Below are 21,664 nucleotides of genomic sequence, written 5' to 3'. Positions count from 1 at the left end.
GCCAGCGCCGCCCGTCACGGGCGGCGCTTTTTTATTGGCGGTTTTGGCCTGACAGCGCGCGGTGATTTTCGTATAATCCGCCGGTTTGCTTTGCGAGACCCGCCATGTCGCCCTTACCCTGCCCGCTTCCTTGCCCCGCCGCGCTGTCTGCGCGTCGCCAGGCGTTGCCGGTACGGGGTCGACACGACGCCGGGCCGCTGCATTGATATATAAAGAAGCTCCTGATCCGGCATCAGGGGCTTTTTTTTCAGCCATTGATTCTGTTATTGCCAAAGGTGACCGCCATGCCCAACCCGCTTTATCGCAAGCACATCATTTCGATACCGGATTTCACGCGCGAGGAACTGGAACTGGTCGTGCAGACGGCGGCACAACTGAAGGCCGCGCCGCGTGGTGACCTGCTCAAGGACCGCCTGCTGGCGACCTGCTTCTTCGAGCCGTCGACCCGTACGCGGCTGTCGTTCGAGACCGCGGTGCAGCGCCTGGGCGGCAACGTGATCGGCTTTGCCGACGGTGCCAACACCTCGGCGAAGAAGGGCGAGACGCTGGCCGACACCGTGCGCATCATCAGCTCCTACACCGACGCCATCATTATGCGCCATCCGAAGGAAGGCGCCGCGCGCGTGGCCAGCGAGTTTTCCAGTGTGCCGATCATCAACGGCGGCGACGGTGCCAACCAGCACCCGTCGCAGACCCTGCTCGATCTGTTCACGCTGCAGGAAACCCAGGGCCGCCTCGACAACCTGACGGTGGCCTTCGTCGGCGACCTGAAATACGGTCGCACCGTGCACTCGCTGGCGCAGGCGCTGTCGCTGTTCGGCGCCAAGTTCTACTTCGTCGGCCCCGAGGCGCTGGCGATGCCGGACTACCTGTGCGAGGAGCTGGACGAGCGCGGCATCAGCTACAGCATCGCCGCCACCATCGAGGAAGTGATCCCGCACATCGACATCCTGTACATGACCCGCGTACAGCGCGAGCGCTTCGACGAGGCCGAGTACAAGAAGATCCAGGGCCAGTTCGTGCTGCGTGCCGACATGCTGCGCAGCGCGCGCCCGAACATGAAGATCCTGCACCCGCTGCCACGGGTGGACGAGATCACTACCGACGTCGACGCCACGCCGCACGCCTACTACTTCGAGCAGGCGAAGAACGGTGTCTATGCCCGCCAGGCGCTGCTGTCGCTGGTGCTCAACGAAACGGTGTGAAAGGAAAAACCATGACTGAAAAAGTGTATGCCCGCAATGTCGAGGCGCTGAAATCCGGCACCGTGATCGACCACATTCCGGCCGGCCAGGGGTTGCGCATCCTGCGCCTGTTCCAGCTGGCGGAATACCGCGAGCGCGTCACCGTCGGTCTCAACCTGCCCAGCGGCCACATGGGCAGCAAGGACCTGATCAAGATCGAGAACGTGGTGCTGAGCGAGGAACAGGCCAACGAGCTGGCGCTGTTCGCGCCGCGCGGCACGGTCAGCGTGATCGAGGATTTTGCCGTGGTACGCAAGCAGAAGCTGGCGATCCCGGACACGGTGGAAGGCATCTTCGCCTGCCCCAACTCCAACTGCGTGTCGCACGTGGAGCCGGTGCAGAGCCACTTCAGCGTGCGCGTCACCGAGCACGACACCAAGATGAAGTGCAAGTACTGCGAGAAGGTGTTCAGCAAGGACATCGTGGTCGACGTGCGCTAAGTCGGCCGATATCGGCAGCGGGCGGTCGCGGGCAGCCGCGGCCGCCTTTTTCATGGCTGCGGCCAACCTTGGCCGCCAGTGGCGGGAACTCGCCGCCGCGGCGCGCTTTCCAATATCTCATTTACCCGCTGGAGAACATCATGTGGCGTCCCCTGCTGCTGGCCGCGCTCGGCCTGCCCTTGTTGCTGGCCTGTAGTGACGAACAGGTCGGCAAGCTGCAACAAGACGCGTCCGCCGCCATCGGCGTGGCCGGTAGCCAACTGCAGCAGGCCAGTGCACCGCTGGCCGAGATCAAGCAGCAGGCCGCGGCCGCGCTGGACAAGGCTGGCACGCTGGCCGGGGAGCTGCAGCCCAAGGTGCAGCAGCAGGTGGAAGAGCTGAAACAGCAGGCCGGCGCGGTGCGCGAGGTGGTCAGCGCGTGGCAGGGCAAGGGCGACTGGACGGTGCTGGAAAAGCAGGTCGGCCAGTATCCGCGCGATAGCGGCCTGTTCGACAAGCCGCCATTGGCGGCTCCGCTGGGGGCGCTCTTGGGCAAGGACCTGGCCAAGTTCAAGCGCTTCATGGATACCCAGGGGCCGTTGCAGCAGGATCGGCAGCAGGACCGGCTGCTGTTCGTCACCGGCAACAAGCGCCACGCGGCGCAGGATGGTGCCGCCTACCTGCTGATCGACGTGTCGCAGCGCAAGCTGGAGGCGGGGCTGATCGAGAACGGCCTGCTCAAGGTCTACGCCAGCGAGGGCACACCGTTGCAGCCGCCGGCCGAGGTGCGCGCCTTCATCGGCAATCTGCAGCGGCAGTAAGCGGCGCCGGGGCAAGGTTGGCCGCAATGAAAAACGCCACGACCTGGGTCGTGGCGTTGTGCTGTCGGCGCGCGGTTCAGCGTTTGCGCTTCAACGATTTCTTGGCGTAGAAGGTCTTGCTGGTTGCCTTGCGGCGGGTGCTGCTCTTCAGCTGGCGATCCAGTTCCGGCAACAGGCGGCCGGCGACGTTCATGCGCCGCGACAGCTCCTGCGCGCTGGCGATCTGCTCCGGCTTCATCTCGTGCTGCAGCTGGTTCAGCTTGCTGGCGGCCTGGGCATTGCCCTGCGCCCGTGCCAGGTTGTGCAGCGCGTAGGCCAGCACCTCGTTGTGCGGGATGCCCTGGTAGCTGTAAGCGGTGTAGGCATGGCCGAGGCTGTTCAGCGCGTCGACCTGGTACTTGGCGGCGGCCTTGCGATACCAGCTCAGTGCCAGTTTCAGGTCGCGCGACACGCCCTGGCCGTTTTCGTACAGGCTGCCGAGCTGGAATTGCGCTTCGGCGTTGCCCTGCTTGGCGGCCTTGGTGTACCACTGCGCGGCGTCAAAATAGTCCTGCTCCACGCCCTGGCCCTGACGGAACAGGTTGCCGAGGCTGGCCTGGGCGCCGGCATGGCCCTGCTCGGCTGCCTTGCGCAGCCACAGCGCGGCCTGGCTGGCGTCCTGCGGCACGCCCTTGCCCTGAGCGTACAGCTGGCCGAGGTTGGCCTGCGCGTTCATGTCGCCCTGCTCGGCGGCCTTCTGATACCACTGGGTAGCGTCGCTGAGGCTCTGCGTGACTTCCACACCCTGCTCATACAGCTGGCCGAGCGCGTTCTGTGCCTGCAGGTGATCCTGCGCCGCGGCTTTCTGGTACCAGCTGGCGGCTTCCGCCAGGTCCGGGTTCACGCCATTGCCCTTCTCGTACAGCTCGCCCAGGCCGTACTGCGCCTCGGCATCGCCCTGCTCGGCGGCCTTGCGATACCAGCTGGCGGCTTGCAGCTCGGCGCCCTTCTGGTACCACTGCAGCGCCTGCGCCGGGTCTTTCGGCACACCGCGACCGCTCTGGTACAGGCTGGCCAGTGCCGTCTGCGCGTTGGTGTGGCCCTGCTCGGCGGCCTTGCGATACCAGTTGGCCGCCAGCGCCAGGTTGCGCGGCGTGCCGCGACCGTTCTGGTGCAGCACCGCCAGTGCGTACTGGGCATCGGCGATGCCCTGCTCGGCGGCACGGCCGAACCAGATTGCGGCGGCCGCCAGATCCTGCGGCATGCCCTGGCCGTTCTGGTACATCAGGCCAAGTGCGTGCTGCGCCGGGGCGTAGCCCTGCTGCGCGGCCTTGTGCTGCCACTGCGCGGCGTCGATCAGGTTGCGCGGCACGCCCTTGCCGGCGAGCAGCAGGTTGGCGTAGTGGTACTGTGCCTCGGCGCTGCCCTGCTCGGCGGCGCGGCGGTACAGCACCGCCGCCTGATTGCTGTTTTGCGTCACGCCGACGCCATTCTGCGAGATCTGTGCCAGCTGGGTCCGCGCCAGCGCGTTGCCCTGCCGCGCCGCCTGCTGGAACAGGCTGGATGCCTGCGCCAGATCCTGCGGCACGCCGCGGCCGTACTGGTACATCAGGCCGAGGCTGGTCTGTGCGGCGGTGCTGCCCTGTGCCGCGGCCTTCTGGTACCAGCTGACGGCGGTGGCGTAGTCCTGGCGCACGCCGAGGCCGTTTTCATACAGACCACCCAGCTTGTACTGGGCGTCGACATTCCCCTGCGCCGCGGCCTTGTCGTACCAGCGGGCGGCTTCAGCCAGATCCGGCACCACGCCCTGACCCTTGCGGTACATCTCGGCCAGCAGCAGCTGAACGCGCGGATTGCCCTGCTCGCCGACCGGGGTCAGCTCTTGCAAGGCGGTGGCAAAATCCCCTTTGCCATAGGCAAGACGGCCTTCTTTCAGACCTGCCATCGCGGGCGCAGCCAGCAGCATGCTGGTCAGAAGGACGGAAGTAGCAAAATGTCTGTTCATGTGCGTTTCTTCATTTTGTAGAGAGGCCGTGCCGATCGTGTGCGGGTAATGAAACCTGATCCGCGCGGGGTAACATTTTATTCTGCATGATTAACGGCTAGTTTAACGGCTAATCATAAGCTGTTAAAGGATTGTCCCTGCCAAGACGCGGGTATTTGATAGCAAAGTGTTGCAGCCGTGGTGTCCGGCACGGTTTTGTCATGACTTTGCGCTTGATCGTGGCATGAGTCACCCGCCAGCGGCGCGCCGGCGCAGCAATAGTGGTGCCGGCGGGCGCGCGACCTCGGCTGCGCGATGATAAGGATGCCGCCCGGGCGCAACCTTGTCCATGATCAGGCAATGGCGACACTGCGGCCAATTTTCATTTCTTTGACATAAAAGGCGCCGCCGATTTGCTGCGGAAAAGCGCGCCAGCCTCACCTATGATGAAATCTCGGCGCCTGTTGCGCCGCTGCCGGATGACTGTGTGACAGCACAGGGGGGGCATCATGTTTGACAGTCGGTTCTACTTCACCGGGGCGACGATCCTGGCGGTGCTGTCCACGCTGGCCACCGCCTGGACACTACTGATGTTTTCCGTGCTACTGATCTTTGTCGGGCTGTGGCAGGCCGACCGCGAGCAGATCCGCGAGCTCTCCCCCAGCACCGCGGTGATGTTCGTGATGCAGGACGACAGCTCGCCGCGCCCGCTCGACGATTTCATCGGCCACCACCTGATGTTCTACCAGGACGGCATCCCGGTTTATCGCGACCTGTTCGACGGCGATCACTACTGGCAGCTGCTGGAAGCCGACAGCCAGGCGCTGAGCGGCGACGACATCATCCGCGTGTTCCCTGGCGTCAGCTACCGGCGCAAAGCCTGATTCTGCGCCATCGCCATCAACAACGGCAGCCACTGACGGCTGCCGTTTTGCTGTCTGGCGCCAAGCTTGGCCGCAAGACGCTGCAGGCTTGAAGCCGTTCCACGTGAAACTGCTTCTCGGCTCGGCCTGCGTATTGCCGGCGAATGATGCTGATAGAATCAGGCATCGTCCGCCGGAATTCATCCATGCTGCCACTGCGCCCTGCCCTGCTTCTCTCCCTGCTCGCCACCGCCCTCGTTGCGGCCAACCTTGCGCATGCCGATGTGCCGGCCGGTTCCCCGTTTACGCCGGAGCAGCAAACCGCCCTGCAACAGCTGGTTGCCAGCCAGGTGTATGCTGCCACGCCAGTCATGGCCAGTGCCGCCGCTGCCAGCGCGTTGAAAAGCATTCAAGGTGAAAAACAGGCTCTCGAGGTAGCCAAGGACGCGCTGGAGGTTGGCCGCAAGTCAGTAGATTTTTGGCTGGGCTTTCTTGGGGTGCTAACGGGAGTCATTGCACTATTCGGGGTCATCGCCCCTTGGTTAGTTGCCAAAAACTATAAAGCTGACGTTGAAAAGCAAGTTGTGGAAATAAGAAAATTGTCCCGTGAAGCCAAAAATGAGCTATCAGAGACGATTGAATTGATTCGGGAGGCTAAGTCTCTTCTCAATGAGAAATTCGAAGCACTTGATGAAAAAGTACAAAAAATAGATGAACTGGCTGTAAAAACTAATGAACTGGCTGAAGCAATCGATTCAAAGTATCAGCTGATGCTTGATACGTATCAGCATGCGAACGTTCAACTGGAAGAGGTTCGCAATGTCAGTGAATCGTTGCGTAAAGGTGAAGATCACCTCTAGTTCAGAAAAAGGTTGGCCGCAGTAATGCGGCCAACCTTTTGTTTCACGTGAAGCAATAACGTCTTACACCTTGTCGTACAGCTTGCCGCCGCCCTTCACGAACTCGATCGACTTCACTTCCATACCCTTCTGCAGCGCGTCCTGTTCGCTGATGCCCTGTTTGGCGGCGAATTCGCGCACATCTTGCGTGATCTTCATCGAACAGAAGTGCGGGCCGCACATGGAGCAGAAGTGCGCCACCTTGGCGCTGTCTTTCGGCAGCGTCTCGTCGTGGAATTCGCGAGCCTTGTCCGGGTCAAGGCCGAGGTTGAACTGGTCTTCCCAGCGGAACTCGAAGCGCGCCTTGGACAGCGCGTTGTCGCGGATCTGCGCGCCCGGATGGCCCTTGGCCAGGTCGGCGGCGTGGGCGGCCAGCTTGTAGGTGATGATGCCTTCCTTCACATCATTCTTGTTCGGCAGGCCCAGGTGCTCCTTCTGCGTCACGTAGCACAGCATGGCGGTGCCGTACCAGCCGATCTGCGCCGCACCAATCGCGCTGGTGATGTGGTCGTAGCCCGGTGCGATGTCGGTGGTCAGCGGCCCCAGGGTGTAGAACGGTGCTTCGTGGCACCACTCCAGCTCCTTGTCCATGTTCTCCTTGATCAGCTGCATCGGCACGTGGCCGGGGCCTTCGATCATTACCTGCACGTCGTGCTGCCACGCGATCTGGGTCAGTTCGCCCAGCGTCTTCAGTTCCCCCAGCTGCGCCGCGTCGTTGGCGTCCCAGGCGCTGCCCGGGCGCAGGCCGTCGCCCAGCGAGAAGGCCACGTCGTAGGCCTTCATGATGTCGCAGATGTCTTCGAAGTGGGTGTACAGGAAGTTTTCCTGATGATGCGCCAGACACCACTTGGCCATGATCGAGCCGCCGCGCGACACGATGCCGGTCATGCGGCCGGCGGTCAGCGGCACGTACTGCAGGCGCACGCCGGCGTGGATGGTGAAGTAGTCGACGCCCTGCTCCGCCTGCTCGATCAGGGTGTCCTTGAAGATTTCCCAGGTCAGGTCTTCGGCCTTGCCGTTGACCTTTTCCAGTGCCTGGTAGATGGGCACCGTGCCGATCGGGACCGGCGAATTGCGCAGGATCCACTCGCGGGTTTCGTGGATGTTCTTGCCGGTGGACAGGTCCATGATGGTGTCGGCGCCCCAGCGGATGCCCCAGGTCATCTTGTCCACTTCTTCACTGATCGACGACGTTACCGCGCTGTTGCCGATGTTGCCGTTGATCTTCACCAGGAAGTTGCGGCCGATGATCATCGGCTCGGATTCCGGGTGGTTGATGTTGTTGGGGATGATGGCGCGACCGGCGGCGATTTCCTGGCGCACGAATTCCGGGGTGATGGTCTCCGGCAGGTTGGCGCCGAAGCTGTGGCCGGGGTGCTGCCGCGTCATCAGCTCCAGCAGGCGGTCGTTCTTGCCACCGGCCGTTTTCAGGCTCTCGACATAGGCCTGGCGGTTGAGGTTTTCGCGGATGGCGACGTATTCCATCTCCGGGGTGATGATGCCCTGGCGTGCGTAGTGCATCTGGCTGACGTTGCGGCCAGGCTTGGCGCGGCGCGGTTTGCGCTGCAGGTTGAAGCGCAGGTCGGCCAGTTTCGGGTCGGCTTCGCGCTGGCGGCCGTAGTCGCTGGACAGGCCGGCGAGCAGCTCGGTGTCGTCGCGTTCGGCGATCCACGCCGCGCGCAGCGGGGCTAGGCCGTTCTGGATGTTGATGCTGGCGGCGGGGTCGGTGTACGGGCCGCTGCAGTCGTAGACGTAGATCGGCGGGTTGCGCTCGCCGCCGAACTGGGTCGGGGTGTCGGCCTGGCTGATCTCGCGCATTGGCACGCGGATGTCCGGGCGGCTGCCCTGTACGTAGATCTTGCGCGAATTGGGCAGCGGCGCGATGGCGGCGGCATCGACCACCATCTGTTGGTTGGGCTTGTGGCTATCGGGTGTGGCAGGCGCGTTCATCGGGCAGGTTCTCCAAGGCGATGAAACGGCGCAAGGAGCGGCCCGGGTGTCCGGCTGCAAGGTTGGCCGCAAGCCGGGCGGGAACGCAGCGCGGCGGGCGGTGTCTGGCAGATTACGCTTCCCTACGCCGGTATTATCCGGGTCAGGTTCTAAGGGTAACTCTCACCCGCCCTGTTTATGCCATACGCGTTTTGGTGCGAATGGTACACAACAGGAGCAGGACCCCTAGCGATGCTGTGAAGGTAAGGTAAATGTGGGATAATCGCAAGTTACGAATTGCTCGGGCGGTTGTGAAATGCGGGTTGAGGCAGCCTGTTTTTCAGAGTCGTCCTTGATATTGTCTAGAATCCAAGCCGGAGTTTCCGATGAATTTCGAACAAGCCCGCTTCAATATGGTTGAGCAACAGATCCGTCCGTGGGACGTGCTCGACACCTCCATTCTCGATCTGCTGTTCCACGTGAAACGCGAAGATTTTGTCGGTACCGACAAGCGCGCGCTGGCCTTTGTCGACACCCAGCTGCCGCTGGACAACGGCTGCACCATGCTGGAGCCGAAGGTCGAAGCCCGTCTGGTGCAGGACCTGCAGGTGAAAGCCAGCGACAAGGTGCTGGAAATCGGCACCGGCAGCGGCTACCTGACCGCACTGCTGGCCGCCGTCGGCCAGCATGTGTACAGCGTCGACATCGACGCGCAGCAGCTGCAGCACGCCGCGGCCAACCTCAAAACCGCCGGCATCAAGAACGTGACGCTGAGCCAGGGCAACGGCATTGACGGTCTGGCGGCGCAGGCACCGTTCGACGTGATCTGCGTCGGCGGTTCGGTACCGGTAGTGCCGGAAGCGCTGAAGGCACAGCTGGCCGTTGGTGGCCGTATGGCGGTAATCGTCGGCGACGCGCCGGTAATGGTCGCCAAGATCATCACCCGCGTGTCCGAAACCGCGTATCAGGAAAGCGTCAGCTTCGATACCAATATCGCGCGCCTGCAGCAGCTGGACGCGATCGAACCGTCGCGCTTCAGCTTCTGATGATCCGCGAAATCAACGCCCGCGAGCTGGCCGACTGGCTGGCCGACGCGTCCCGTCCGCAGCCGGTGCTGCTCGACGTGCGCGAGGACTGGGAATACGCGCTGTGCCGCATCGACGGCTCGCGCCAGATTCCGATGAACCTGATCCCGCTGCGCCACAACGAGCTGCCGGATGACACCCCGGTGGTGACCATCTGCCACCACGGCGTGCGCAGCTACCAGGTCGGCCTGTTCCTGGAAAACGCCGGTTTCGAGCAGGTGCTGAGCCTGCGCGGCGGCGTGGCGGCGTGGGCGGACGAGGTCGAGCCGGCGATGGCGCGCTACTGAGCCGACGTTGGCCGCAAGCAAAGCCGTTCCCTGTGGAGCGGCTTTTTTATTGGTACCGCTGCCGGCACGGCATGCCATTGCACGCTGGTCTTTGCGTGTCTGGCGCGGTGTTGGCGGCCGCTATTGCTGCTGCGGGTTCGGTGGCAGCAACGGGGGGTGACTCCCCCGCGGCCGGACCCTGAATTTTTCGTGATTCCGATGGTTAACAACATGACTTATCTCGCCCCCGCCCTCGCCACCCTGCCCGCCGCCTGGCAACAGGTGCTGGCAACGCCGGCCATCAGTGCGCAACTGGCGGTGATCGACGCGCAACTGGCCGACCGCGCCGCCGCCGGTGCGGTGATCTACCCGCCGCGCGAGCTGGTGTTCAACGCGCTGCGCCACGTGGCGCCGGCCGACATCCGCGTGGTGATCATCGGCCAGGATCCGTACCACGGCGCCGGCGAGGCGATGGGGCTGAGCTTTTCGGTGCCGGACGGGGTGAAGATCCCGCCCAGCCTGCGCAACATCTACAAGGAACAGCTCAGCGACCTCGGCCTGCCGCCGCCGGCCAGCGGCAACCTGACGCACTGGGCGGCGCAGGGAGTGCTGCTGCTGAATGCCTCGCTGACGGTGGAGGCCGACCGCGCCGGCAGCCACGGCAAGCTCGGCTGGCAGCCGGTGACCGACGCGCTGATCGACGCGGTGAACGCGGCCAACCCCGGCTGCGTGTTCCTGCTGTGGGGCAACTGGGCGCATACCAAGGCCGAGCGTATCGATGCCGCCCGCCACTGCGTGCTGAAGGCGGCGCACCCGTCACCGCTGTCGGCCAGCCGCGGTTTTCTCGGCTGCCGCCATTTCTCGCAGGCCAACCAGTGGCTGGCCGAGCGCGGCCGCGGCGAGATCGCCTGGGGTGGCGTGGTGGCACAGGGCGGGTTGTTCTAGCGCACACGCTGCGGCCAACGTTGGCCGCAACGACGCGCCGCTTCAAGGCTTACCGGATGGCCAGCGGCTGATACGGCGTTAGCGGCACCGGCACCCGGCGTGCGCGCGGTCACGCCACCGTTTTCGTGTCGCCGCGCGCGGCTTGGCGCCACCGTTTACAGGCAGCTGGTCACCGCATCCAGGATGTAGCCCTCGCCGCGCACGGTGCGGATCAGGCGCGGGTTGCGCGGGTCGTCCTGTAGCTTGTGGCGCAGGCGCGAGATCAGGATGTCGATGCTGCGGTCGAAGGCGTCGACGGTACAGCCGCGGGTCAGGTCCAGCAGCAGCTCGCGGTCGAGGATGGTGCGCGGCCGCTGCAGCAGCACCGACAGCAGGCGGAATTCGGCATTGGACAGCGGGATCACCACGCCCTGCTTGTCCTGCAGCTGGCGCAGGCCGACGTTGAGGCGCCAGTCGCCGAACTGGATCTGGCGCGGCGGCTTGTCGCTGCCGTGGCCGGCGGCCGGCTGGCGCCCGGCCTGGGTGCGGCGCAGCACCGAGTGGATGCGCGCCACCAACTCGCGGATGTCGAACGGCTTGTTGACGAAGTCGTCGGCGCCCACCTCCAGGCTGATGATGCGTTCGATCGGCTCGCCGTGGGCGCTGATCATCAGGATCGGCACCGCGGACTGGCTGCGGATCTCCTTGCACAGTGTCAGCCCGCTTTCGCCGGGCAGCATCAGGTCTAGCACGATGACGTCGAACTGGCGGGTGGCCATCGCCTCGCGCATGGCGCGGCCGTTGCCGACGCCGACGCAGCTCATCGCGTAGCCGTGCAGGTACTGGCAGATCAGGCTGCGGATGTCTTCGTCGTCGTCCACCACCAGCACGTGCAGCATGGCCGGTGCGGCGCCGGGGGCAACGGTGAGAGCGGGACTGCTGGAAATCATGGGAATCAGGGCCTGCGCCGGAACACGATCGCGCCAGCTTAAACAGCGGCTGCAACGCCGGTGTGTGCGTTGTGTACGGGAATGGATACAAAGCGGCAAACTGCCCGCTACATCGCCGCGCGTAGACTGCCGGCTGGCTCTCCCCGTTACCGCCTGGCGCGGCCGTCCCCATGCCCCACTCCTGCTCGCGAACCGTCCGCCTCGGCCTGCTGCTGGCCAGCGCCAGCCTCGGCGGCTGCATCACCATCCAGGCGCTGCCCAACCCGGTGCGCGAGGTGTTCACCTTCGGCTTTTCCACCGCCACCGAGATGCAGGCGATGGCGGAAAAGGAACGCCAGGCCAGCGAGCGGAGGCTGGCGCCGTACCCGCAGCTGTGCATCGAGTGGAACGAACGGGTGACGGTGCCGGATTTCCTGCGCGTGGTGGAGGACGGCCTGCGCCGCCGCGGCGTGGCCAGCCAGGTGTACGCGCCGGGCACCCTGCCCGCCGGCTGCGTGGTGCTCAGCTACGCCGCCAGCCGTGCCTGGGAACAGGATTTTGCCTACATGAGCTACGCCACGCTGGCGCTGCGCAAGGACGGTAACGTGCTGGCCAAGGTGGTGTACGAGCCGCGCCGGCTCGGCTTCGACAAGTGGGCCAGCACCGAGGCCAAGCTGATCTTCCTGCTCGACCAGCTGCTGTTCAGCGGCGGCCCGCGCGACGTGCGCTAGCTGCCTGCGGCCAAGCTTGTGCGCAGAACCTGTGCATGATGTGTAGCGAATGGCTGCAAATGGGGCGATACGGCGTTGAAAACGGCGCCGGAATGCGTGCTCCTGTCTGGCGCAACGCCGCTTCCGCCGCCGTGTTCGCCCTGTCTTGCGTGAGCGCGCGCGATCGTGAACACGCGCTCAGTACAGGCTGACCGCGGCGCCGAACAGCAACTGCACCCACGCCAGCACGCCGGCGTCCAGCGGCATGTTCTGGTTGACCTGGTCCAGTCGCGCGTTGATCACGTACTTCGACGAGATGCTGTTGCCGGGCTGGATATGGTTGCCGTTGACGATGCCGGAGAAGCGCAGCACGCTCTGCTTGCCGTTGACCAGCACCGCCTTGTCGCCGCCGACCACCAGATAGCCGTTGGGTAGCACGTCCAGCACCGACACCATGATGTTGCCGTTGACCTTGTTGCTGTTCTTGACGCTGCTCTGGCCGCTGTCGTTGATGCTGTAGTCGGAGTCGACATCGACCTCGAACAGTTGCTTGATCAGCCCCGGCATGGTGTGCAGCGCACCGGGGCCGTCGATGCTGGTGGCGCCGCTGGCCTTGTCGTTCAGCTGCCGGCTGCTGCTGCTGCTGACGTCTTCCTCGATGGTGACCACGATGCTGTCGCCGACGTGCTTGGCGATCTGGGTCTCGAAGAACAGCCGCGCGGTGGCCGGATTGAAGATGCCGCCGCCGCTGTCCTGCGCCAGCAGCGGCCGCAACTGCGGGTAGCTACTGGTTGGCAGCTGCACCACCGACGGCGTGGTACAGGCCGCCAGCAGCAGCGGCAACAGCAGGGAGACGACACGGTGCATGGCTCGGATCCGGCAAAGTTGACCCCTCCATTCAAGCATGCCGCGGTTGTCGCATTACGGCACTTTCGTTTCAAAATACCGTGCTTTGGCTACATATCGCCAACAATGGCAATATTTCACCGCTTGCAGGTGCCGGCGCCGGCCGGCCAGTGCCGTGCCCGGTGGCGGCCGGCGCACATGCTAAAATGCGGCATCGACAGCCACCCGCGAGTATCCCCATGCGTATCGGAACCCCTCTTTCCGCGTCGGCCCGACGCGTCATGCTGCTGGGCAGCGGCGAACTGGGCAAGGAAGTGGTCATCGCCCTGCAGCGCCTTGGCGTGGAAACCATCGCCGTCGACCGCTACCCCGCCGCGCCGGCGATGCAGGTGGCGCACCGCAGCCACGTCATCAACATGGCCGACCCCGCCGCACTGCGCGCGCTGGTGGAAGCCGAGCGGCCGCACCTGATCGTGCCGGAGATCGAGGCCATCGCCACCGAGGAACTGCTGCGCATCGAGGCCGACGGCCTCGCCGAGGTGATCCCCACCGCGCGTGCGGCCAACCTGACCATGAATCGCGAAGGCATCCGCCGCCTGGCCGCCGAGGAGCTGGCACTGCCGACCTCGCCGTACGCCTTTGCCGCGAGCGAAGCCGAGCTGCAGGCCGCCATCGACGCCGGCATCGGCTACCCCTGCCTCGTGAAGCCGGTGATGTCGTCCAGCGGCAAGGGCCAGTCGCTGCTGCGCGGCCCGGACGACGTGGCGGCGGCATGGAACTACGCGCTCAGCGCCGGCCGCGTCGACAGAGGGCTGGTGATCGTCGAGGGCTTCATCGACTTCGACTACGAAATCACCCTGCTCACCGTGCGCGCCAGTGACGGCGCCGGCGGCATCGCCACCCACTTCTGCGCCCCGGTCGGCCACCTGCAGCAGCGCGGCGACTACATCGAAAGCTGGCAGCCGCAGCCGATGTCGCCGCTGGCGCTGCAGCGCGCGCAGGACATGGCGGCCAAGGTCACCGCCGCGCTCGGCGGCCGCGGCCTGTTCGGCGTCGAGCTGTTCGTCAAGGGCGACCAGGTGTGGTTCTCCGAGGTCAGCCCGCGCCCGCACGACACCGGGCTGGTGACGCTGGCCAGCCAGATCTACAGCGAATTCGAGCTGCACGCGCGCGCCATCCTCGGCCTGCCGGTGGACGTCACGCTGCGCAATGCCGCGGCGTCGGCGGTGATCTACGGCGGGCTGGACGAAGCCGGCATCGCCTTCGACGGCGTGGCCGAGGCACTGGCGGTGCCGGGCGCCGACCTGCGCCTGTTCGGCAAGCCGGAAAGCTTCGAACGCCGTCGCATGGGCGTGGCGGTGGCGCGGGCAGACGACGTCGCCACCGCGCGCGAACGCGCACGGCTGGCGGCGGGCAAGGTCAAGCCGGTCAGCGGCAACTAGGCGTTGCGGCCAACCTTGGCACCGTATCAAACAAGGAGTGACAGACAGCATGAATGACGAATTGCAGATTGAAGACCTGCTGCCCGGCGACGGCAAGGCGGTGGTCAAGGGCGCGCTGATTACCACCCAGTACCGCGGCTGGCTGGAGGACGGCACCTGTTTTGATTCCTCCTACCAGCGCGGCAAGCCGTTCCAGTGCGTGATCGGCAGCGGCCGCGTGATCAAGGGCTGGGATCTGGGCCTGATGGGCATGCGCGTCGGCGGCAAGCGCAAGCTGTGGGTGCCGGCCCACCTCGCCTACGGCGAGCGCCAGATCGGCACCCATATCACGCCGCACTCCAACCTGATCTTCGAGATCGAGCTGCTGGAAGTGCTGACCCGCGACGACTGAGCGCGTTGGCGGCATAGAAAAACGCCCGTTACCGGCTGCCGGTAACGGGCGTTTTGCTGTGCTTCCCTGCTCTGGCGTCAGCCGGCGCTGGTGGCCAGCGCCGGCTGACGACGCTCGACCAGCAGCAGGCAGATGCCGACCAGTACACCGAGCGCGCACAGGCTGCTGACATAGTGCGACGGTGCCAGCGGATCGGCCTTCATCCACAGTGTCACCACCATGGGGGTCAGGCCGCCGAAGATGGCATAGGACAGGTTGTAGGAGAACGACAGCCCGGTGAAGCGCACCACCGGCGGGAAGGCATGCACCATCACGTAGGGCACGGCGCCGACGATGCCGACAGTGAGGCCGGTCAGCGCGTACCAGCCGTACAGCGCGCTGCTGCTGATGCTGCTATCGAGTTGGTGATAGAAGTGGTAGCTGGCCAGTCCCAGCAGCAGGCTGCCGACGATAAAGGTGATGCCGCTGCCGATGCGGTCGATGATGGCGCCGGCCAGCACGCAGCCGAAGGTCAGCGCCACGATGGCGAGGCTGTTGGCCTTCAGCGAGGTCGCGGCGTCGATGGCGAACTGCTTCTGCAGGTAGGTTGGCGTCATCAGGATCACCACCACGATGGCGGCGGACAGCAGCCAGGTCAGCAGCATCGACACCACCACGGCCGGCTTGTGGTCACGCAGCACGGTTTTCAGCGGCATTTCCTCGGCCAGCGCCTTGTTGGCCTGCATTTCGGCAAACACCGGCGTTTCTTCCAGCCAGCGGCGCAGGTACATCGCCATCAGGCCGAAACCGCCACCGAGAATGAACGGAATGCGCCATGCCCAGTCGGCGATCTCCGTCGCGCTGTAGCTGGTATTGATGGCGGTGGCGATCAGCGAACCGAGCAGGATGCCGGCAGTCAGGCCGGCGGTCAGCGTGCCGCAGGCATAGCCGATGTGGCGCTGTGGCACGTGTTCGGAGACGAATACCCACGCCCCCGGCACCTCGCCGCCGATGGCGGCGCCCTGCAGGATGCGCAGCGCCAGCAGCAACAGCGGCGCGGCAATGCCGAGGCTGGCATAGGTCGGCAGCAGGCCCATCAGCAAGGTGGGCAAGGCCATCAGCACGATGCTGAGCGTGAACATGCGCTTGCGGCCAAGCAGGTCGCCAAAATGCGCCATGATGATGCCGCCCAGCGGTCGTGCCAGATAGCCGGCGGCAAAGATGCCGAAAGTCTGGAACTGGCGCAGCCAGTCCGGCATTTCCGGCGGGAAGAACAGGTTGCCGATCACCACGGCAAAAAAAACGAAGATCACGAAATCGTAAAACTCCAGCGCACCGCCGAGGGCGGCGAGCGAGAGGGTCTTGTAATCCTGGCGGTTGAGGGGGCGTGCCGCATGGGCCACGCTACGGTGTGGGTTCATAACGGTAATCTCTTTGGTCTTATTGGTGGTGGGTGCTAACGGTCGGCCTGCCTGCGGCGGCAATGTCGCAATGCGGCAACCGAGTCTGGCAGACTAAACGGCTGTTTCACGATTGGCAATTGTCATTTATGACGTCATGAAACATGACATGTGGATCGCTCGCGATGGACGGCGCACGGGAAGGATCAGCGGGAAGCGGTGCGGCCAACGTTGGCCGCAAAAAAACCGCCGGCGGGTGCACGGCGGTGTTGTGTATGAGCAATGTGTGATTCGTGACCGGCTTGTGTCACGAATCACACTGTCGTGCCTGTCATTCCATTCAGAACTCGACGGTCACCTTCTTCGCCCCCATCGCCTTGGCGCGGGCGATCAGCTGTTCCAGCGTGGCGTCGGCCAGCAGGATGCCGGCGGCCAGCGGCGTAGCCGGCTCCGCTGCGGTGGCGGCTACCACGGCCACGGGTGGCGTCACCGGTGGTGGCGGGCTGACCGCCGCGCTGGCGTTGTCGGCCAGCAGGGTCGCCAGCACCTTGCTCAGCCGTTCGTAGGCTTCGCGGCTGGGCTTGATGTTGCTGCCGTCCTGCGCCTCGTAGCGCTGGATGGCGGCGGTGGACAGTCCGACCTGGGCCGCCAGCGCGGTGCGCGACAGCTGCAATTGCTTGCGGATGGCTTTCAGCGCCGGGGCAAATTCGGCACTTTCAAAGTCGGGCAGTACGGGCATCGCGCTCTCCAGCAGACGGGAATAAGCGTTGATCATACACAGGATGCGCCGATTAATACAATAAAACATACAGCAAACAGTGTCACGCCCGGATGTGTGTATGGTGTTTGCCACATTTGACAGATAAATCATACAGTCGTAGCGACGTCCATCCGGCTAATTATTTTTATATCAATGGCTTGTGATTCTTGTGTGATTTTCTGCAAAAATACAATCACACCATGGCAATACAAGCAATCCGGGCGCAAGTCCACCAAAAAGTATGGCATGTATGATTGTATGAAAGTCGTGCTGTGCCTTATTCATACAGTGGTGGCGACTGGGCGTGGCGCGCGTTGCTGCCGGTGATGACGGACACCAGCACCCTGCTGGTGCGATCGATGACAGGTGCACGGTGGCAGGCTGCCATGGCCTGCTGCCAGCGGGTGACAACGGGCGCTCACCCTCAAACCGTGGCTGCTGCTGACGCTGCCGGCGCGTCAGGCGTGGCCGCCACGCCGGCGGCGGCTCAGACCGCGCAGCCGTCCAGTGCCAGCAGCAGCTCGTCGATTTCCTGCAGGTGGGTGTCGTCGTGCGCCACCATGTCGGCGACCAGCTCCGCCAGCGTCAGCCGCTGCCGGCCTTCCCAGACGCCGATGCGGGCCTGGGCATCGGCGTCGCAGCCCTGCAGCAGTGCCAGCAGCTCGCCGCGCGCGCGCAGCATGCCGCTGGCCGCCTGCGCGTAATCCTGCGCCTGGTAATCGCGGGCGATGGCCCACTCGCTGCCGTTGACGCCGTGCAGCAGCGGCTGCGGCTGTTCGAGGATGGCGCGCACGCGCGGGCGGAAAGCGTCGTCGTCGAGGTCGCGCAGGTGGCAGAGGTGCTCCAGCGCGGAGAAGCCGATGCCGGCCGGGCGCGCGCGCTGCTGTGCCGGCGGCAGTGTCGCCAGCCGCTGCAGCACCCGCTGCGGCATCATGGCGAGGCTGGCCAGCAGCTCGGCGAAGCTGCGCGGCTGCGGCAGTGGCGACCACACCGCGCCGTAGCTGAAGTAACCGCCCGGCACCCGCCCGCGCGGGCGCAGCAGCTGGTGGCCGTGGCGGCGCATCACGTCGCCGACCATGGCGCCGCAGAACTGGCGCGCGCTCTGGTCGGCGGCGACTTCGGCGAACTTGTGCTGTAGTTCGTGGACGATGGCCGTCACCGCCGGGATGCCGGCGCGCGACAGCGCCGCGTATTCGAGGTAGCGCTGCGGGGTGTCGATCAGCTGTTCCAGCTGCTGGCCGAGGGCTGTGCGGCGGAACTGGTCAAAGCGGTTGTGCATGGCGGTCGCCTAGTAACGTAGCATATTGCTACGTTACTAGCTGGCGGCTACCACGGCAAGCCGTTTCCGCCGCGCACTGACCCGGCCGGGCCGCGCGGCACCATTGCGAACCCGGCTGGCGATGCCGTCAGGCCTACGGCCAACCCTGGTGGCGGCTTGCGCGGTGCGAGCCACTGCCCGGTCGCGATCTCGCCGTACCGTGCTCGCCCGGCCGTGGCCCGGAGCTACAGCGTGCGCGCCAGCGCGATCATCTGTTCCATGCAGCGGCCCCAGCCGTCGTGAAAGCCCATGTCGGCGTGGGTCTGGCGGTCGATGGCGTCCTTGTGCAGCACGCGCGCGTTGTAGCGGGTGCCGCCGTCGGCCAGCGCGTCAAAGCTGATGACGGCGGTGAAGAAGGGCTTGGCGGCGGGGCGGAAGCCCGGCTGCAGCGCGTCGCTGAACACCAGCCGCCGCTGCGGCACGATGTCGAGGAAGCAGCCGCTGGTCGGATAGCGGGCGCCATCCGGCGCCTGCATCACGGTGCGGAACACGCCGCCCGGCTGCAGTTCCATTTCGCACTCGGGGGTGGTCAGCGGCGCCGGCGCCCACCACTGCTGCAGCAGCGCCGGCGTGGTCCACACCCGCCACAGCAGCGCCGGCGGCAGCGCGATGTCGCGGCCCAGTTCCAGGTCCAGGTGTTCGTCGAAGGGTGGCAGGGTCATGGTTGCTCCTTGCTTTGGCTAGGCGCCGGCGGCGGCCAAGGTTGGCCGCGGGCGCGGGTTCAGACGTGCGGGAAATCCGGGTTCCACGCCACTTCCCACAGGAAGCCGTCGGCGTCGGCGAAGTAGCCGCTGCGCCCGCCCCAGAACGCGTCCTGTGCCGGCTTGACGATGCGGCCGCCGCGGGCGGCGACCTCGGCCAGCAGCGTGTCCACCTCGGCCGCGCTGCGCACGTTGTGCGCCAGTGTGAAGCCGGGAAACGCCGCCGGCGGGCTGTCCGCCACGCCGGCGTCGGCGGCCAGCGCCGCGCGCGGATACAGCGACAGCCAGGTGTGGCCGAGTTCGAAAAAGGCGACCCCGGCGCCGTCCGGCATCGCGATCTGCGGCAGCTGCAGCACGTCGCGGTAGAAGGCGGTGGCGCGCGCCAGATCGGCGACGCCCAGGGTGACAAAGCTCAGTCTTGCTTCCATGCGTGGTACTCCCGGTGCCAGGGTTGGCTCATTTGTTGTTGCAGGTGCCGCCGCGCCGGCTCGCCGACGTCGGCGTGGTGCAGGAAGGCATCCAGTGAAATGTTGTCCGGCCACGGCGTGTCGTTCTGTTGTATAGCCTGCATCCGGTCAACACGAAAATGGCGATAGTCGCGGCGCAGCAGGCACCACGCCGCCAGCGTCCAGCGGTCGCCCCAGAAGAACAGTCCCAGCGGCGCCAGCGTGCGGCAGCTGGCCTGGCCGGCCTCGTCGCGGTAGTCGATGGCGAGGCAGCGCCGCGCGTGGATAGCGGCGGTGATGCCGCCCAGCCGTTCGCGCGGGTAGCCGTGATGGCGCGCGGCAAACAGCGGCGCCGGCGCCAGCCCAGCGGAGCCGAGCACGGCGTGGATCTTGGCCAGCGCGCTGGCCGCGGCGTCGGCGGTGGCGTGGTCGGCCCACGCCGCCAGCATGCGGGCGCCGACCTCCAGCGCCGACAGCTCGGCCGCGGAGAAGCTCAGCGGCGGCGGGGTGAAACCGGCCTCCAGCCAGTAGCCCTCGCCGGCCTCACCGTTCACCGGCGCGCCGCTGGCCATCAGGTCGGCCATGTCGCGGTACACCGTGCGCGGCGACACCTCCAGCCACTGCGCCAGCTGCGCCGCGGTGGTGCGGCGACGGCCGCGCAGCAGCAGCAGGATCTGCATCAGGCGGTCGGCACGGCGCATGTCAGCCGCCGTCCTGTTGCCGGGCCAGCCGGATCACGGCGCCGATGGCGGCGCGCGCCTGCGGGCTATTGCCCCAGCAACTGCTGCGCAGCATGAGGGCGATCCGGCGGCACAGTTCGGCCTCGTCGCTGTCGCGTAGCTGCGCCAGCGACTGGTAGCCCAGCTGTTCCAGCCGCGCGATCACACTGTCGCCGACGCCGTGCAGGGCGCGCATGGCCTGTCGTTCGTGCTCGGGAAAGGCCATGGGCACTCCTTCAATGCTGAATGGATGACAAGGATAAACCGCGAGCCATGGCGGCGGGGTGTTTTGTCAGGCCACGCGCCGGTAAAACGCCAGCAGCGCGCTGCCCGGCGCGATCAGTGACAGGAAGTGCGCGCCGTGCGGATCGTCCGGCCACAGCTCGCACAGCGCGACGGCGCGTTCGTGGCTGTCGGCCAGCACCAGGTCGACATAGCTGTCGTCGTCGCCGCGCCACAGCGTGTGGCTGACAAAGCCGGGCTGGTGGCGCAGCAGGTGTTCTTCCACCTCCTGTGCCGCCTGGCGCAGCGTGTGTTCGCTGACGCCGGGGCGCAGCCGGAAACTGGCGAATTCGAGTCCGCCGATGGGGGTGAGTGTGGTCGTCATGGTGCGGGGCTTTCGTCAAAAAGGGGATAGGCCGGCGCTGGCGGCAATGCGGCCGGCAGCGCGGCCTGCATCGCCGCGGCAATCAGGTAAAAATCGGCGGCGCTGATCTGCAGCTGGCCGAAACGCAGCGGATAGCCCCAGCGTGCCGGGTCGGTAATGAAGGCCAGCTGCGTGAGCAAAGGCCGGATCGGCGCCGCTTGCGCGGCGACAAAGGCGACATCGCGGCGCCACGGCCGGAAGTACGCGTCCATGCTGACGCGGTACGGCGCGCCGGCGCAGACGCTGCCGATGGCGGTGAAGGCCTGGCACGGTGTTTTGCCGCCTAAGACCTCGACCGGCGAGTAGTACACCAGGCCGTCGCCGGCCGCCATGCGCGCCAGCGGTGCCGCCTTGCCGTGGCACAGCTGGGCAAAGCCGCCGGCCACACCGCGGGCAACGTGTTCGCGGCAGGCGACGCCGATCCAGTAGCGCCGGCTCATGGCGCGTGGTGCAGGCCGATGTGGTTGCCCTCGCTGTCCTGGAACAGCGCGATGTCGCCGTTGCCGTCCGGCAGCGTCAGGCGCGGCTGCAGGATCACGCCACCGGCGGCCTGGATGCGCGCCAGCAGCGCGTCCAGGTCCGGCCCGCCGTCCAGATAGACGCGGCTGCCGGCACTGCCCGGCTGCAAGCGCGGGCTGGTCATGATGCAGCCGGGGTGCTCGCCGCCGGCGGTGCGGAAGACGGCAATCTGCTCGCCCATGAACGGCTCGACGTGCAGTTCCACGTGGAACGTCTGGCGGTAGAAGGCGACCGCGCGCTCGAAATCGGTGGCGGGAATTTCAAACCAGTGAACAAAGGCGGACATGGTGTGGCTCCGGTAGCAGGTTGGCGGCAGGGTTTGCCGTTGCCCAGTATCGCGACCGGCTGCTGACAGCCTGCTGTCAGTAGTCTTTTGTCATGGTGAAATTATTTTCGCCGGCGCCGGCGAGAGTGAGCGTGGCGCTCGTGTCCGGCGCGGCGGCCG

Annotated in this window: 25 protein-coding genes and 1 riboswitch; of the genes, 11 read left to right on the top strand and 14 right to left on the bottom strand. The window is 65.8% G+C overall.

Annotation, left to right across the window (positions count from 1 at the left end; translation table 11 throughout):
- Positions 1-284: 284 nt before the first annotated feature.
- The 3 genes from pyrB (at position 285) to ACG97_RS17885 (ending at position 2,484) form a co-directional block, all read left to right on the top strand.
- Positions 285-1,205 (top strand): aspartate carbamoyltransferase, encoded by a 921-nt coding sequence (gene pyrB / locus ACG97_RS15280; protein WP_047968249.1) that lies wholly within the window; start codon positions 285-287, stop codon positions 1,203-1,205.
- Positions 1,206-1,216: 11 nt separating this feature from the next.
- Positions 1,217-1,684: an aspartate carbamoyltransferase regulatory subunit gene (gene pyrI, locus ACG97_RS15275; RefSeq protein ID WP_047968234.1), complete on the top strand. Its 468-nt coding sequence runs from the start codon at positions 1,217-1,219 to the stop codon at positions 1,682-1,684.
- A gap of 140 nt (positions 1,685-1,824) precedes the next feature.
- A complete protein-coding gene (locus ACG97_RS17885) occupies positions 1,825-2,484 on the top strand; it encodes a hypothetical protein (protein ID WP_202902797.1) in 660 nt (219 codons plus the stop codon).
- Positions 2,485-2,560: 76 nt separating this feature from the next.
- Here the strand turns inward: ACG97_RS17885 and ACG97_RS15260 are convergent, their stop codons facing one another.
- Positions 2,561-4,468, bottom strand: a complete 1,908-nt coding sequence (locus ACG97_RS15260; protein ID WP_082133825.1) for a tetratricopeptide repeat protein — start codon at positions 4,466-4,468, stop codon at positions 2,561-2,563.
- A gap of 488 nt (positions 4,469-4,956) precedes the next feature.
- On the opposite strand from ACG97_RS15260, the gene ACG97_RS15255 reads away from it, so the two are divergent.
- Both ACG97_RS15255 and ACG97_RS15250 read left to right on the top strand, forming a co-directional pair.
- On the top strand, positions 4,957-5,331 hold the full coding sequence (locus ACG97_RS15255) for a hypothetical protein (protein WP_047968233.1): 375 nt from the start codon (positions 4,957-4,959) through the stop codon (positions 5,329-5,331).
- A gap of 185 nt (positions 5,332-5,516) precedes the next feature.
- Positions 5,517-6,170, top strand: a complete 654-nt coding sequence (locus ACG97_RS15250) for a hypothetical protein (RefSeq protein ID WP_156168061.1) — start codon at positions 5,517-5,519, stop codon at positions 6,168-6,170.
- Between the two features lie 63 nt (positions 6,171-6,233).
- Here ACG97_RS15250 and thiC read toward each other — a convergent pair whose 3' ends face one another.
- A complete protein-coding gene (gene thiC, locus ACG97_RS15245; protein ID WP_156168062.1) occupies positions 6,234-8,114 on the bottom strand; it encodes a phosphomethylpyrimidine synthase ThiC in 1,881 nt (626 codons plus the stop codon).
- 147 nt (positions 8,115-8,261) lie between these two features.
- Positions 8,262-8,396, bottom strand: a riboswitch (TPP riboswitch).
- A gap of 128 nt (positions 8,397-8,524) precedes the next feature.
- On the opposite strand from thiC, the gene ACG97_RS15240 reads away from it, so the two are divergent.
- The 3 genes from ACG97_RS15240 to ACG97_RS15230 all read left to right on the top strand — a co-directional run bounded on the left by ACG97_RS15240 (position 8,525) and on the right by ACG97_RS15230 (position 10,434).
- Complete coding sequence (locus ACG97_RS15240) at positions 8,525-9,184, top strand: protein-L-isoaspartate O-methyltransferase (protein ID WP_047968230.1); 660 nt, start codon at positions 8,525-8,527, stop codon at positions 9,182-9,184.
- Positions 9,184-9,510, top strand: coding sequence for a rhodanese-like domain-containing protein (locus ACG97_RS15235; protein ID WP_047968229.1), 327 nt, complete (start codon positions 9,184-9,186; stop codon positions 9,508-9,510). The genes ACG97_RS15240 and ACG97_RS15235 overlap by 1 nt, the downstream gene beginning before the upstream one ends.
- Positions 9,511-9,720: 210 nt before the next feature.
- Positions 9,721-10,434, top strand: a complete 714-nt coding sequence (locus tag ACG97_RS15230) for a uracil-DNA glycosylase (RefSeq protein WP_047968228.1) — start codon at positions 9,721-9,723, stop codon at positions 10,432-10,434.
- A 155-nt stretch (positions 10,435-10,589) separates the two neighbouring features.
- Here the strand turns inward: ACG97_RS15230 and ACG97_RS15225 are convergent, their stop codons facing one another.
- The gene (locus ACG97_RS15225) at positions 10,590-11,363 is read right to left on the bottom strand and encodes a response regulator (RefSeq protein WP_082133824.1); all 774 of its coding nucleotides are present in this window, start codon (positions 11,361-11,363) and stop codon (positions 10,590-10,592) included.
- A gap of 170 nt (positions 11,364-11,533) precedes the next feature.
- Between ACG97_RS15225 and ACG97_RS15220 the strand changes: the two genes are divergently transcribed.
- Complete coding sequence (locus ACG97_RS15220; protein ID WP_053068205.1) at positions 11,534-12,073, top strand: hypothetical protein; 540 nt, start codon at positions 11,534-11,536, stop codon at positions 12,071-12,073.
- Between the two features lie 177 nt (positions 12,074-12,250).
- Here ACG97_RS15220 and ACG97_RS15215 read toward each other — a convergent pair whose 3' ends face one another.
- Positions 12,251-12,919: a flagellar basal body L-ring protein FlgH gene (locus tag ACG97_RS15215; RefSeq protein WP_047968226.1), complete on the bottom strand. Its 669-nt coding sequence runs from the start codon at positions 12,917-12,919 to the stop codon at positions 12,251-12,253.
- A gap of 212 nt (positions 12,920-13,131) precedes the next feature.
- On the opposite strand from ACG97_RS15215, the gene purT reads away from it, so the two are divergent.
- Both purT and ACG97_RS15205 read left to right on the top strand, forming a co-directional pair.
- Entirely contained in the window at positions 13,132-14,340 is a 1,209-nt protein-coding gene (gene purT, locus ACG97_RS15210) for a formate-dependent phosphoribosylglycinamide formyltransferase (protein ID WP_202902798.1), read from the top strand.
- Between the two features lie 49 nt (positions 14,341-14,389).
- Positions 14,390-14,731: an FKBP-type peptidyl-prolyl cis-trans isomerase gene (locus ACG97_RS15205; protein ID WP_047968224.1), complete on the top strand. Its 342-nt coding sequence runs from the start codon at positions 14,390-14,392 to the stop codon at positions 14,729-14,731.
- 77 nt (positions 14,732-14,808) lie between these two features.
- On the opposite strand, the gene ACG97_RS15200 is transcribed toward ACG97_RS15205, so the two are convergent.
- The 10 genes from ACG97_RS15200 to ACG97_RS15155 form a co-directional block, all read right to left on the bottom strand.
- A complete protein-coding gene (locus tag ACG97_RS15200) occupies positions 14,809-16,131 on the bottom strand; it encodes an MFS transporter (RefSeq protein WP_047968223.1) in 1,323 nt (440 codons plus the stop codon).
- Positions 16,132-16,450: 319 nt separating this feature from the next.
- Entirely contained in the window at positions 16,451-16,849 is a 399-nt protein-coding gene (locus tag ACG97_RS15195) for a helix-turn-helix domain-containing protein (protein ID WP_047968244.1), read from the bottom strand.
- A gap of 508 nt (positions 16,850-17,357) precedes the next feature.
- Entirely contained in the window at positions 17,358-18,149 is a 792-nt protein-coding gene (locus tag ACG97_RS15190; RefSeq protein ID WP_047968222.1) for a DinB family protein, read from the bottom strand.
- A 224-nt stretch (positions 18,150-18,373) separates the two neighbouring features.
- Positions 18,374-18,850 (bottom strand): SRPBCC family protein, encoded by a 477-nt coding sequence (locus ACG97_RS15185; RefSeq protein ID WP_047968221.1) that lies wholly within the window; start codon positions 18,848-18,850, stop codon positions 18,374-18,376.
- 59 nt (positions 18,851-18,909) lie between these two features.
- Positions 18,910-19,317 (bottom strand): VOC family protein, encoded by a 408-nt coding sequence (locus ACG97_RS15180; protein ID WP_047968220.1) that lies wholly within the window; start codon positions 19,315-19,317, stop codon positions 18,910-18,912.
- Complete coding sequence (locus ACG97_RS15175) at positions 19,302-20,036, bottom strand: YafY family protein (RefSeq protein WP_082133822.1); 735 nt, start codon at positions 20,034-20,036, stop codon at positions 19,302-19,304. The genes ACG97_RS15180 and ACG97_RS15175 overlap by 16 nt, the downstream gene beginning before the upstream one ends.
- Position 20,037: 1 nt before the next feature.
- Entirely contained in the window at positions 20,038-20,280 is a 243-nt protein-coding gene (locus ACG97_RS15170) for a Pathogenicity locus (protein ID WP_047968219.1), read from the bottom strand.
- A gap of 66 nt (positions 20,281-20,346) precedes the next feature.
- Complete coding sequence (locus ACG97_RS15165) at positions 20,347-20,661, bottom strand: antibiotic biosynthesis monooxygenase (RefSeq protein WP_047968218.1); 315 nt, start codon at positions 20,659-20,661, stop codon at positions 20,347-20,349.
- Positions 20,658-21,140, bottom strand: coding sequence for an EVE domain-containing protein (locus ACG97_RS15160; RefSeq protein WP_047968217.1), 483 nt, complete (start codon positions 21,138-21,140; stop codon positions 20,658-20,660). The genes ACG97_RS15165 and ACG97_RS15160 overlap by 4 nt, the downstream gene beginning before the upstream one ends.
- Entirely contained in the window at positions 21,137-21,505 is a 369-nt protein-coding gene (locus tag ACG97_RS15155; protein ID WP_047968216.1) for a VOC family protein, read from the bottom strand. Before ACG97_RS15155 ends, ACG97_RS15160 begins: the two co-directional genes overlap by 4 nt.
- Between the last annotated feature and the right edge of the window lie 159 nt (positions 21,506-21,664).

Source organism: Vogesella sp. EB, assembly GCF_001037925.1.
Lineage (GTDB): Bacteria > Pseudomonadota > Gammaproteobacteria > Burkholderiales > Chromobacteriaceae > Vogesella > Vogesella indigofera.
Note: the sequence above shows the minus strand (reverse complement) of the source record. Positions and strands in the feature narration are given on the sequence as shown.